Origin of the sequence: Actinomadura geliboluensis, from assembly GCF_005889745.1 — a bacterium.
GTDB classification, from domain to species: domain Bacteria; phylum Actinomycetota; class Actinomycetes; order Streptosporangiales; family Streptosporangiaceae; genus Spirillospora; species Spirillospora geliboluensis.
Genome location: NZ_VCKZ01000290.1, coordinates 1 through 11,702, shown reverse-complemented (window position 1 = coordinate 11,702; position 11,702 = coordinate 1). Strand labels below are relative to the sequence as shown.

Genomic DNA, 11,702 nt, shown 5'->3' with positions numbered 1-11,702 from the left:
CCCTCATCCCCCGCCTCCGCCCCGGCCCCGCGCGGCCGGGGCGGGGGCGGGGAACTCCGCCCACACCACCGTCCGCGGCCCGTCCGCCCGGAACCCCCACCGCGCCGACAGCGCCGCCACGATCCGCATCCCGCGGCCCGTCTCGGCCCCGGCCTCGTCCCGCACGTGCGGCCGCCCGCCGGCCGCGCCGCCGTCGGCGACCTCCAGCCGGACCAGCCCGTCCCCCGCCGCGAGGACGACCGTCACCCGTCCGCCCGCCAGCCCCGACGCCGTGTGCGTGACCGCGTTCGCGACCAGCTCGCTCACCACCAGCACCAGGTCGTCCACCGCGGGGAGGCCGGCCGCCGCCTCCCGGACGAAGGCCCGCGCGACCCCGACCGACCGCCGCGTCCCCGGCAGCGTGACCGCGCCGATCACCCGCGCCCCGCCTCCGGCAACGGCTCCGCCGCGCCGGGCGGAACCGGGTCCGAGGCCCGGCCCGCCGGCCAGAGCGGCCTGCGACACGTCGTCGACGCCCACCGCGGCAACTCCCTTCACGTCCGGAAAGTCGCCCGTCACCCCGGCAGTACGGTCCCGCCCCCGCCGCGCGTTCAGCCTGATCAGGCGCGCGCGGCCGGATGACTACGCTGAGCAGTGGAAGATGACGGTGAGTACCGCCCGGGGGATCGGCTGTGACGACGGAGAGGCGGGAGCGCGCCCGCCGGTGGCGAGCGCGCCTGCTCTTCTCGGTGCGCGGGCGCGCGACCATCCTCACCGTGGCGGTGTCCGCACTGGTCCTGGCCGTCGTGTTCGTCCTGCTGATGCTCCTCGCCCGGGACTGGGCGCGGAACAGGGTCTCCGACAACGCGCAGCGGACCGCCGAGCGGATCGCGTTCGACATCACCACGGGCGCGAACCGCGGCGATCTCACCGTCCGCCCCGGCGAGGCGCCCCTGGTGCAGGTCGTGACCCCGGACGGGCGGGTCGTGGCGGCGAGCGAGGCCGTCCGGGGACGTCCGGCGCTGGTACGGGCCGAGCTGAGGCGGGGCGTCCTGCTCGTCGACGAGCGGGTCTGCCCCGGGTTCCGCGACGGCTGCGTGTGGGCGTTCGGCATGCGCCTGCGGGAGTCGCCGTGGGGGCCGGGCGTGATGGTCGTGGCGGCGGCGCCGATGCCGACCCTGCTGAACGTGTGGCTGCTGCCGCTCGGCATCGCCCTCGTCCTCACCGCGCTCCTCGCCCTGATCGCCTGGTGGACGTGGCACACGATGGGCCGGACGCTGGTCCCGATCGACCGGCTGCGCACCGAGCTCGCCGCCGTCGGCGCCCACGGCCTGGACCGGCGGGTCCCCGTCCCGGGGACGTTCGGCGAGATCCAGGCGCTCTCCGAGACGGTCAACGCCACGCTGGCGCGGCTGGAGGAGGCGTCCGACCGGGAGCGCCGGTTCGTCTCGGACGCCTCGCACGACCTGCGGAACCCGATCGCCGGGCTGCAGACGCGCCTGGAGGTCGCGCTGGACGAACCGGACGACTACCCGTGGAAGCCGATGCTCCGGTCGGCCCTCGGCGACGTGCGGCGGCTGAACGACATCGTGGTCGACCTGCTGGAGCTGTCCCGCCTGGACGCCCGCACCCCGCGCCCCCTCGAACGCGTCGACCTCGCCGAGCTGGTCCGCCGCGAGGTGGCGCGGCGCGACGACCGCGTCCCCGTGGAGACCCGGCTGGCGCCGGGCGCCGTCGTCACGGCCAACACGGTGCGGCTCGGCCGGGTGCTCGGCAACCTGCTGAACAACGCCGAACGGCACGCCGAGTCGCGCATCCGGGTCACCGTGGACCGCGACGCCGGCGACGCCGTCCTGGAGGTGCTGGACGACGGCGTCGGCATCCCGCCGGAGTCGCGCGAGCGGGTCTTCGAGCGGTTCGCCCGGCTTCCGGAGTCGCGCGCCCGCGACCCGCAGGGCACCGGGCTCGGCCTGCCCATCGCCCGCGAGATCGCCGAGATCTACGGCGGCACGCTCCGCGTCGCCGACAGCCCGCACGGCGCCCGCTTCGTCCTGCGGCTCCCGCTCGTCACGGACGCCGCCGGATCGCGGTGACGACCGAGGCGAGTCCGTCGGCGCCGTGGCCGGCGTCCACGGCGCGCCAGAACAGGTCCCGGAGCGCGAGGGGCCAGGCGGTGTCGATCCCGGCCTCCCGCGCCGCCTCGACGACGTGGTCGGCGCCGACCGCCTGCATCCGGAGGCTGTTCGCCTCGCCCGGGAACGCGCCGGCGTCGATCTCCTCGGCGAGGATCTTCAGGAAGCCCATCGGGCCGTCCGCGGCCAGCTCGCGCAGGGTCGTCGCGGCGAACGGCTGGAACTGCCGGGCCGACACCCCCGCGGTCTCCAGCAGGGCGATGGCGTGCATGTAGGCGGTCAGCGTCGACCAGAACAGGAACAGCTGGGACTGGTAGTACAGCATCGCCAGACCGGGGTCGGTGCCGACGAACGTGACGTCCCCTAGCTCGGCGAGGGCTTCCTTGTGGCGGTCCAGTTCTTCTTCTGGGCCGCTGTAGAAGACGTACGAACCCGGCTGGCCGATGCCAGGCGGCGGCACCATGATGCCGCCGGTCACCAGGACGCCGCCGTTCGCGGACGTCCATTCGCTCGCGCGGCGCAGTTCGTCCGGGCTGCCGGAGCTGAGGTTGACGACGACGCGCCCCTTGAGGTCGACGCCGTGCAGGGAGTCGTACATCGCCTGGTAGTCGGTCTGGCTGACGACGACCAGTTCGGACGCCGCGACCGCTTCGGCGGCCGTCGGAGCCAGGGTCGCGCCTGCCTCGACCAAGGGCGCCGCCTTGGACGCGGTCCGGTTCCACAGCGTGGTCGGGTGGCCGTTCTTGAGGAACGTCCTGGCCATCGTCGCGCCCATGGGGCCGAGGCCGATGACCGTCACTGGAGACTTCACGGTTCCTCCTGATAGTGGGTTCTGCAGTGCGTGGCCTTCACCCTCGTCTTGGCCGCTACGGAACGGCTGCGGGTCCGTCCGTAGCGGTGGCTACGCTGGCGCCGTGCGTTTCGGGGTGTTGGGGCCGCTCGCGGTGTGGACGGACGACGGGACGCCCGTCCACGTCCCGGAAGCGAAGGTCCGCACGCTCCTCGCCGTCCTGCTCACCGAGCCGGGGCGTCCCGTCTCCGCCGACCGGCTCATCGACGCCCTGTGGGGCGACGCGCCGCCCCGCAACCCGTCCGGAACGCTCCAGGCCCGGATCTCCCAGCTGAGGAAGGTGCTGGACGGCGCCGAGCCGGGGGCGCGGAGGCTGATCGCGCTCCGTCCGCCCGGATACGCGCTCGACGTCGCCCCGGACGCGGTGGACGCCGCCCGGTTCGCCGCGCTCCACGCCCACCCGGCCGCCGATCCGCTCGCCCGCAAGCGGCGTCTCGGTGACGCGCTGGCGCTGTGGCGCGGCCCCGCCTACGCCGACTTCGCCGACGCGGAGTTCGCCCGGCCGTCCATCACCGCGCTGGAAGAGGGCCGACTCGCCGCGATGGAGGCCCTTGCCGAGGCGCGGCTCGAACTGGGCGAGCACGCCGCGGTCGCGGCCGAGCTAGCCGAAACCGTGGCCCTGCATCCGCTGCGCGAACGGCTGCGCGCCGCACACCTGCGCGCACTCCACCGGGCTGGACGGCAGGCCGAGGCACTCGCGGGCTACCACGATCTGCGCGCGCGCCTGGCCGACGAGCTGGGCGTCGATCCGAGCCCCGAATCGGCGGCGCTCTACCAGTCGATGCTCGAAACCGAGGCCGTCCCGCCGCAGCGCCCAGCCCCCGCACCGCCAGCCCCGCTCGGCGAACTCATCGGACGCGAGGACGACGTCCGGCACGCCCGCGCGCTGCTGGCCGAGCACCGCCTGGTGACTCTGACCGGGCCCGGCGGCGTGGGCAAGACGAGGCTGGCGCTGGAGACGGCCGCGCGGTCGCTCGCCGACCACCCCGACGGCGTGTGGACGGTCGAGCTGGCCACGGCCGGCGACGTGGCCGGGCAGGTCGCCCGCGTGCTGGGCCTTCGCGACGAGTCCGCCGAGCGGCCGTTGGCCGACGCGCTGCGCGGGCGGCGGGTGCTGCTCGTCCTGGACAACTGCGAGCACGTGCTCGACCCGGTCGCGGAGCTGGCCGGGCGGCTGCTCGCGGACGCGCCGGGCTTGCGGATCCTCGCGACGTCCAGGGAGCCGCTGGGCGTGCCCGGGGAGCGGCTGCAGATCGTCCCGCCGCTCGGGCTGCCCGGCCCGGAGAGCGCACCGGAGGCGCTGCTGGAGTCCGCCGCCGTGCGGCTGTTCGTCGCGCGGGCCGCCGCCGCGTCGCCCGGGTTCGCGCTCGACGCGGGCACCGCGCCCTGGGTCGCGTCGATCTGCCGGCGGCTGGACGGCCTGCCGCTCGCGCTGGAACTGGCGGCGACCCGCGTCCGCGGGCTCGGCGCGCGGGACCTGGCGGCGCGGCTGGACGACCGGTTCCGGCTGCTGGCGGGCGGGCGGCACGGCGGCCCGGCCCGGCAGCGGACGCTCCGCGCGGTGATCGACTGGAGCTGGGAGCCGCTGCCCGAGCCCGAGCGGCGGGCGCTGCGGCGCCTCGCCGTGCACGCGGGCGGCTGCACGCTGGACGCCGCCGAGGCCGTCGGCGATACCGACGCCGGCGTGCTCGCCCGGCTCGTCGACCGGTCCCTCGCCGTCCGGACGGACGACGGCCGCTACCGGCTGCTGGAGTCGGTCGCCGCCTACAGCCTGGAGCGCCTGCGCGAGGCGGGCGAGGAGGACGAGTTCCGCCGCCGCCACGCCGCCCACTACACCGCCCTGGCCGAGCAGGCGGCCGAACAGCTGCGCGGCCCGGAGCAGGCCCACTGGTTGGAGCGGCTCGACCAGGAGGCCGCGAACCTGAACGCGGCCCTGCACAGCACCACCGGTTTCCGCCTGGTGAACGCCCTCGGCTGGTACTGGTACCTGCGCGGACGTTTCGGAGACGCACGACGTGCGCTCGCCAAGGCGCTCTCCGCCGACCCGCAGGCGTCCCCGGCCAGGACCGAAGCCGAGACCTGGCTGACCGCCTTCACCATGCTGGTCGGCGAAGGCACCGATTCCGAAGAGGTGCGCAGAGCCGCGCTGAAGGACGACAGGGATCCGCTGGCCAGGGCCAAGGCGGAGTGGCTTCTGAGTCACGTCCACTGGGCATACGGTGATCTGGCCGCGAATGAAGAACGCGTTGAGCGTGCCCTCGCCGTGTTCCGCGCGCGCGCCGATCGCTGGTTCACGGCCGCCGCGCTCGCGACCCGGGCCAAGTTCGCCCTGGGCCGCGGTGACCTGCCCGCCCTGGCGCGGGACGCCGCCGGAAGCATGGCGATCTTCGATGACCTCGGCGACCCGTGGGGACGGCTGGAGGCCGCCGACGCCCTCGCCCGCCTGGCCGAGACCACCGGCGACTACGACGCGGCGGCCCGGCACCTGCGGGACGGGCTTCGGCTCGCCGAGGAACTGCGGATGTGGCCCGAGGTCTCCTTCCGGCTCGCCGGCCTCGGCCGCGTCGCGCTGCTCACCGGCGCCCTCGGCGAGGCCCGCGACCTGCACGAGCGGGCGCTCGGCCTCGCGCGCCGGCACGCCGCGCGGTCCGCCGAGGAGTTCGCCGAGGTCGGGCTCGGGCTCGTCGCCCGGGCGAGCGGCGACCTCGACGCCGCCGAGGCCCATCTGCGGGCGCGGCTCGGCTGGCTGCGCGGCATCGGCGGGACGGCCGGCATCGCGTTCGTGCACGCCCAGCTCGGGTTCGTCGCCGAGGAGCGCGGCGACGCGCGCGCGGCCCGCGACCTCCACACCGAGGGCCTCGCCGCCGCCCGCGCCATCGGCGACCCGCGCGCGATCGCCCTCGCGCTGGAAGGGCTCGCCGGGGCCCGCTCCCTGGCCGGCGAGCACGAGGCCGCCGCCGGGCTGCTCGCCGAGGCGGCGGCGCTGCGCGCGGAGTCCGGCGCGCCGCTGCCCCCCGGCGAACGCCGCGACGTCGACCGGATCGCCCGCCGGATCCGGGACGCGGGAAAGATCCGCGCCGCGTCCGGCGTTACCCCTGAAACCGGCAAGGGAGAGTCATGAGCGAGGATCTCGGTTACGGGTGGCAGGGCGAGCTGCTGGACCTGCCCGCCTACCTGAAGCGCGTCGGATACGACGGCGATCTGGCGCCGACCGAGGCGACGCTGCGGGCGCTGCACCGGGCGCACGTCACGTCCATCCCGTTCGAGAACCTGGAGATCATGCTCGGGCGGCCCGTCGAGATGTCGCTGGAGGCCGTCCAGGCGAAGCTGGTCGGGCAGCCGCGCGGCGGCTACTGCTTCGAGCACAACCGGCTGTTCGCGGCGGTGCTGGAGCGGCTCGGGTTCGAGGTCGCGGCGCTCTCCGGGCGGGTCATGCTCGGCGCGGAGCGCCTCCGGCCGCCGACGCACGCGCTGCTGCACGTCCGTCCCCCGGAGCAGCCGCGCGACGAGCCCGCCTGGCTGTGCGACGTCGGGTTCGGCGCCGGGCCGCTGGAGCCGCTGCCGTTCACCGACGGCGCGGAGGCCGTCCAGGACGGCTGGGCCTTCCGGCTCCAGCGGGGCCGCGTCGCCACGGCCCTCGGCCCCGACAAGGCCGACTGGGAGATGCACCAGCGCGGGACGGACGGCTGGATCCGGCGGCACATGTTCGCCCTGAACGAGGTGTTCCGCGTCGACTTCGACGTGCTGAACTACTACGTCTACGCCAATCCCCGGTCGCCGTTCACCGCCCGCCCGTTCGTGCAGCGGTTCTCCCCCGAAGCGCTCCGCGTCCTCGACGGGACGACGCTGTCGATCACCCGGCCGGACGGCGCGCCCGAGTCCCGCGAGCTGGCCCCCGAGGACCTGCCCGAGACGCTCGCCCGCGACTTCGGGATCGTCCTGGACGGCGACGACGTCCCCCGCCTCGTCGATTTCGTCCGCGGCCGGGCCGCGCCGGCGTGAGCCGGGGTTGAACTCCGCCCTCCGGGTATCGCCTCCCTCGAACCATGACGAGGAGGATGACCATGGCCGAGAAGGCCGAGAACGTCGTCGACCTGCTGCTCGCGCAGCACGATGAGATCCGCCGGCTGGCGTCGACCGTGGAGAGCAGCCGCGGCGAGGCGCGCAAGCGCGCCTTCGACGAGCTGCGCCGGCTTCTCGCGGTGCACGAGACCGCCGAGGAGGAGATCGTCCACCCGTTCGCCCGCCATGCCATCGGCAACGGCTCCCATGTGGTCGACGACCGGCTGCAGGAGGAGAACGAGGCCAAGGGCGCCCTGGCCGAGCTGGAGAAGATGAACACCGACTCCCCGGACTTCGAGGAGAAGTTCGCCCGGTTCCACCGGGACGTGGAGGCGCACGCCACGCACGAGGAGCGCGAGGAGTTCCCGCGCATCCGGCAGGACGCGACGCCCGAGCAGCTGCGCGGCATGGCGGCGGCCGTGCGCGCCGCCGAGGCGGTCGCGCCGACGCACCCGCACCAGGGCACCGAGTCGGCCGCCAAGAACCTCGCGGTCGGCCCGGTGGCCGCCGTCGCCGACCGCGTCCGCGACGCCATCGGCAAGGTCCGCAGCTGACGATCGCCGGGGCGGCCCCGGCCCCGGCGCCGGGGCCGCCCCGCCCGGCCCGCGAGGAGGGGCGAAATGACCGACAAGAAGAGGGACGAGGACAAGCCGCTCGCCGACCGGCGCGCCGAGGCCGACGCGCCGCAGGAGGAGGACGCGGACTTCGCGGACGAGCACGCGCCCGGCCCGACCGACCCGCCGATCGCCGAGGCCGAGACCCCGGGCGGGGAGGACGACGGCTACAGCCCGCAGACGCGCGTCCCCTAGCGGCCCGCGCCCGGCCGGGCGGCTACTCCCGGTCGTCGTCGTGGTCGGCGCCGACCGTGACGCCGACGACGTCGTCCAGCTCGCTGAGGTGCGCGGTGAGGTCCGGGATCGAGCCGGTGCCCTCCAGCACGATCGACACCACGGCGTTGCCGAGCCGCCGCCGGTCGTCCGGCTCGCGGCGGTCGCGGCGCTCGTCCCGGCCGCGGTCGGAGTCGTCCGGCAGGTACTCGCGGTCGATGCTGACCTCCAGGATGACGAAGCCGCGCCGCGTGCACTCCATCAGGACCCGCCGCAGCGCGCCGCGCCCGTCCCGGTAGACGAGCCGCATGCGGGCGAGCCCCGCGGGGCGGAACCGCTCCAGCGGCAGCCGCCGCGTCACCGCGCTCAGCCCGTACACGACGAGGAAGTGGACGCCCGTCACCGCCACCGCGAGGATCGGCAGCCCGCCGCCCGCCGCCATGCCGACCGCCGCCGTCACCCACACGACCGCCGCCGTGGTCAGCCCGCGCACCGCGTCCCGCCGGACGAAGATCAGCCCGCCGCCGATGAAGCCGATGCCGGACACGATCTGCGCCGCCACCCGGGACGGGTCGAGCGACACGTTGCCCGGCACGTCCTCGAACCCGTACTTGCTGACCAGCATGAACAGCGCCGCGCCGACGCCGACGAGGGTGTGCGTGCGCAGGCCCGCGCTCTTGTTGCGCAGCCCGCGCTCCAGCCCGATCGCGGCCGACAGCACCATCGCCAGCAGCAGTTCCCCGATCTGGACGAACCCCTGGCCCGGCGATAGCTCGATCACCTTTTGTCCCTACCCTCCCGCCGTGTCCCACAAGCCGCGCACGCGTGCGCGGGCCGCCCCGGTCGTCCACCGGGGCGGCCCGCGCGACCGCTCAGTCGGGGTGCGGCGGCCGCTGGCCCGGCGGGACCCCGCCGCCCTTGCCGCCGCCCTTCTTCCCCTTGTCGGTGCCGTGCGCGTGGCCCTTGCGCCGCGTCGTCTTCGGGTCGGTGGCCTCCGGCGCCGGCTCCTCGGTCACGGCGGTCCGCTCCGACCGCCGCATCTCGGGCTGCTGCGGATTCGGCATGATCACGCCTCCTATGCGGTGGACGGCTCGGGCCGGAGCGGGTCGTGCCCCACGCTCATCAGCTCGTGCCGCCACCCGTCGTCCCGTTCCGCGTTCGGCGGACGGTTGTCGAGATGGTCCTCGACGAAGTCCACGACCTCCTGCATCAGCTCGGCGTCGCTCTCGGTGAGGTCGACCTTCCGCTTGCGCAGCACGTCGACCACGCGGGCGCCGAGCTCGTTCACCCCCGGGCCGGGGCCGGGCTCGGGGAACGCGTCCTCGCCCGAGGCGTCCGTGAGCAGCCACGTCCGCAGCTCGTCGGAGGTCATGTTGACGAGCCGGTGAAAGTCCTCCCAGGCCAGCTCGACCTCAGCCGGTATGCGATCGTTCATCGGTCACTCCCTCTCGGCCGTTCACGCCCCGCCCTACCCGTTGATTGGCGTCGCATTCGCCCTCTTTGTCCGCGCGTTACCCGGCGGGCGTCCCGGGAAGCACCCCGCCATGGACCACTCGCACGCCCCCGTCCTCGACGCCCTCGCCGCCTACCACCGCGAGGACCAGCTCCCCTTCACCCCGCCCGGCCACAAGCAGGGCCGCGGCGCCGACCCGCGCGTGCGGGACGTGCTGGGCGACGCGGTGTTCCGCTCGGACCTGCTGGCGATCTCCGGCCTGGACGACCGCATGTCGAGCGGCAAGGTCCTGGAGCGGGCGCAGGAGCTCATGGCGGACGCCGTCCACGCCGAGCAGACGTTCTTCTCGACGTGCGGCAGCTCCCTGTCGGTCAAGAGCGCCATGCTGTCCGTCGCGGGCCCCGGCGAGAAGCTCGTCGTCGGCCGGGACGCCCACAAGTCGGTCGTGTCCGGCCTGATCCTGTCCGGCGTCCGCCCGATCTGGGTGGACCCGCAGTGGGACGCGTCCCGGCACCTGGCGCACCCGCCGACCGCCGAGGCGTTCGCCGCCCGCCTCGACGAGCACCCCGACGCGCGCGGCGCCCTCGTCACCAGCCCCACCCCGTACGGGACGTGCGCCGACCTCACCGCGATCGCCGTGGCCTGCCACGACCGCGGCAAACCGCTCATCGTGGACGAGGCGTGGGGCGCGCACCTGCCGTTCCACCCCGACCTGCCGACCTGGGCCATGGACTCCGGCGCCGACGTGTGCGTCACGAGCGTCCACAAGATGGGCGCCGGCCTCGAACAGGGCTCGGTCTTCCACCAGCAGGGGAACCTGGTCGACCCGTCCGTGCTGAAGGCCCGCGAGGACCTGCTCGGCACCACTAGCCCCTCCGTCCTGCTCTACGCGGGGCTGGACGGGTGGCGGCGGCAGATGGTCGAGCACGGCCACGCGCTGCTCCAGGACGCGCTCCACCTGGCCTCCCGCGTCCGCGCGGAGATCTCCGCGATCCCCGGGTTCGACGTCCAGGGACCCGACGAGTTCACCGGCCCCGGGCTCGCGCACGACCTCGACCCGCTGCCCGTCGTCATCGACATCGCCGGCCTCGGCGTCACCGGCTACCGCGCCGCCGACTGGCTGCGCGAGCACCACCGCGTCAACCTGCACCTGTCCGACCACCGGCGGATCAGCGCGCAGCTCACCTTCGCCGACGACGAGGACACGGCCGCGCGCCTCCTCACCGCCCTGCACGACCTCCACGCGCACATCGGCGACCTCGCGGGCGCGCCGGCCGTCGAGGTGCCGTCGCCGGCGGAGCTGCGGCTGGAACTGGTCGTGCTGCCGCGCGACGCGTTCTTCGGCCCGGCCGAGCAGGTGCCGGCGTCCGAGGCCGCGGGCCGCGTCTGCGCCGAGATGCTGACCCCGTACCCGCCGGGCATCCCGGCCGTCCTGCCGGGCGAGCGGATCACCTCGCCCGTGCTGGACTACCTGCGCTCCGGCGTGTCCGCCGGGATGGTCGTGCCGGACGCGGCCGACTCGTCCCTCAAGAGCGTCCGGGTGTTCATTGAGGAGTGACGCGAGTGACGTAGTCCTCAAGGCGTGCGACGGCGAAGCCCTGCCGCCGGATGCGCTTCAGCATGTCGGCGAACATCTCCGTCATCGTCGCGCCCTTGAGCTGCTCCGGGCCCCGGAAGTGGGCCAGCAGGATGTCACCTGGGTGCAGCTTCTTGTTGACGTCGTCGTACTGCATGTCGTGGATCTGCATGGACGCCCGCCACATGACGATCCCGTCGATGCCGCACTCGCGGGCCGCCTGCTGCGTGGCCCAGTTCCAGCGCCCGAAGGGCGGCCTGAGCAGGGTGGGTCTCGTCCCGTACTGCTTGGCGAGAACCTTCTGGGCGCCGCAGATCTCGCGCTTCTGGCCGTCCAGCCCCAGGGTCGGCAGGACGGGATGGGTCATCGTGTGGTTCTGGACGTGGTTCCCCAGCGCCTGCAAGGGCTTGAAGTAGCCGTAGTCGTCCTGGATGACGTTGTCGGTGAGGAACATGGTGACGGGCACCCGGAGGTCGGTCAGCATCTGGACGAACCGGGGGTCCTTCTCCTGCCCGTCATCGATCGTGATGAAGACGACACGCTGATCGGTCGGGACCTTGTCGAAGACCGTCACGGGCCCTTCGCCGCCGAGCTTGAGCGGCCTCTCCGGCGGCGGGGCGGGCGCGGGCGGCAGCGGCTTGAGGCCCCACTTCGCCCACTCGGCCGCCTCGTCCCGGGCGGCCGGCGTCGCGGTCGGCGCCGGCTCTCGCTCCGCCGGCGGGGCGGCGCCGCCGTCCCGCCCGGACGCCTCGCAGCCCTTGGCCCCCAGCAACGCCAGCAGCACCGCGGCGGCGACGGCCGCACGCAACGCCCCCACAGCCCG

12 protein-coding genes are annotated in these 11,702 nt (G+C 74.8%); 6 read left to right on the top strand and 6 right to left on the bottom strand.

Going from position 1 to position 11,702, the window contains the following annotated elements; genetic code table 11:
- Positions 1–3 precede the first annotated feature (3 nt).
- Positions 4–519 (bottom strand): ATP-binding protein, encoded by a 516-nt coding sequence (locus ETD96_RS31130; protein ID WP_205719536.1) that lies wholly within the window; start codon positions 517–519, stop codon positions 4–6.
- A 152-nt stretch (positions 520–671) separates the two neighbouring features.
- Here ETD96_RS31130 and ETD96_RS31125 point away from each other — a divergent pair, with 152 nt between their 5' ends.
- Complete coding sequence (locus ETD96_RS31125) at positions 672–2,072, top strand: sensor histidine kinase (protein WP_240808356.1); 1,401 nt, start codon at positions 672–674, stop codon at positions 2,070–2,072.
- On the opposite strand, the gene ETD96_RS31120 is transcribed toward ETD96_RS31125, so the two are convergent.
- Positions 2,047–2,922, bottom strand: a complete 876-nt coding sequence (locus tag ETD96_RS31120; RefSeq protein WP_205719535.1) for an NAD(P)-dependent oxidoreductase — start codon at positions 2,920–2,922, stop codon at positions 2,047–2,049. The genes ETD96_RS31125 and ETD96_RS31120 overlap by 26 nt on opposite strands.
- Before the next feature lie 103 nt (positions 2,923–3,025).
- On the opposite strand from ETD96_RS31120, the gene ETD96_RS31115 reads away from it, so the two are divergent.
- From ETD96_RS31115 to ETD96_RS31100, 4 genes are all read left to right on the top strand, one after another.
- Positions 3,026–6,082: an AfsR/SARP family transcriptional regulator gene (locus ETD96_RS31115; protein WP_205719534.1), complete on the top strand. Its 3,057-nt coding sequence runs from the start codon at positions 3,026–3,028 to the stop codon at positions 6,080–6,082.
- Positions 6,079–6,963 carry an arylamine N-acetyltransferase family protein gene (locus ETD96_RS31110; protein WP_138640055.1) on the top strand — a complete coding sequence of 295 codons (885 nt, stop codon included), beginning with the start codon at positions 6,079–6,081 and terminating at the stop codon, positions 6,961–6,963. Before ETD96_RS31115 ends, ETD96_RS31110 begins: the two co-directional genes overlap by 4 nt.
- Before the next feature lie 62 nt (positions 6,964–7,025).
- The gene (locus ETD96_RS31105) at positions 7,026–7,577 is read left to right on the top strand and encodes a hemerythrin domain-containing protein (RefSeq protein ID WP_171069312.1); all 552 of its coding nucleotides are present in this window, start codon (positions 7,026–7,028) and stop codon (positions 7,575–7,577) included.
- Between the two features lie 66 nt (positions 7,578–7,643).
- Complete coding sequence (locus ETD96_RS31100) at positions 7,644–7,832, top strand: hypothetical protein (RefSeq protein WP_138640053.1); 189 nt, start codon at positions 7,644–7,646, stop codon at positions 7,830–7,832.
- Positions 7,833–7,854: 22 nt separating this feature from the next.
- Here the strand turns inward: ETD96_RS31100 and ETD96_RS31095 are convergent, their stop codons facing one another.
- The 3 genes from ETD96_RS31095 to ETD96_RS31085 form a co-directional block, all read right to left on the bottom strand.
- On the bottom strand, positions 7,855–8,631 hold the full coding sequence (locus ETD96_RS31095; RefSeq protein ID WP_240808355.1) for an MgtC/SapB family protein: 777 nt from the start codon (positions 8,629–8,631) through the stop codon (positions 7,855–7,857).
- 91 nt (positions 8,632–8,722) lie between these two features.
- Positions 8,723–8,914, bottom strand: coding sequence for a hypothetical protein (locus tag ETD96_RS31090; protein ID WP_138640052.1), 192 nt, complete (start codon positions 8,912–8,914; stop codon positions 8,723–8,725).
- An 11-nt stretch (positions 8,915–8,925) separates the two neighbouring features.
- On the bottom strand, positions 8,926–9,285 hold the full coding sequence (locus ETD96_RS31085) for a DUF3140 domain-containing protein (RefSeq protein WP_138640051.1): 360 nt from the start codon (positions 9,283–9,285) through the stop codon (positions 8,926–8,928).
- Positions 9,286–9,394: 109 nt separating this feature from the next.
- Between ETD96_RS31085 and ETD96_RS31080 the strand changes: the two genes are divergently transcribed.
- Positions 9,395–10,861, top strand: a complete 1,467-nt coding sequence (locus tag ETD96_RS31080; protein WP_138640050.1) for an aminotransferase class I/II-fold pyridoxal phosphate-dependent enzyme — start codon at positions 9,395–9,397, stop codon at positions 10,859–10,861.
- Here the strand turns inward: ETD96_RS31080 and ETD96_RS31075 are convergent.
- The coding region (locus ETD96_RS31075; protein ID WP_205719533.1) for a polysaccharide deacetylase family protein at positions 10,848–11,702 on the bottom strand (855 nt) is incomplete at its 5' end. The genes ETD96_RS31080 and ETD96_RS31075 overlap by 14 nt on opposite strands.

Bases quoted from the DNA above. Each gene is read 5' to 3' on its own strand.
- ETD96_RS31110 (WP_138640055.1), top strand. From the start codon at position 6,079: ATGAGCGAGGATCTCGGTTACGGGTGGCAGGGCGAGCTGCTGGACCTG.
- ETD96_RS31105 (WP_171069312.1), top strand. From the start codon at position 7,026: ATGGCCGAGAAGGCCGAGAACGTCGTCGACCTGCTGCTCGCGCAGCAC.
- ETD96_RS31100 (WP_138640053.1), top strand. From the start codon at position 7,644: ATGACCGACAAGAAGAGGGACGAGGACAAGCCGCTCGCCGACCGGCGC.
- ETD96_RS31090 (WP_138640052.1), bottom strand. From the start codon at position 8,914: ATGCCGAATCCGCAGCAGCCCGAGATGCGGCGGTCGGAGCGGACCGCC.
- ETD96_RS31085 (WP_138640051.1), bottom strand. From the start codon at position 9,285: ATGAACGATCGCATACCGGCTGAGGTCGAGCTGGCCTGGGAGGACTTT.
- ETD96_RS31080 (WP_138640050.1), top strand. From the start codon at position 9,395: ATGGACCACTCGCACGCCCCCGTCCTCGACGCCCTCGCCGCCTACCAC.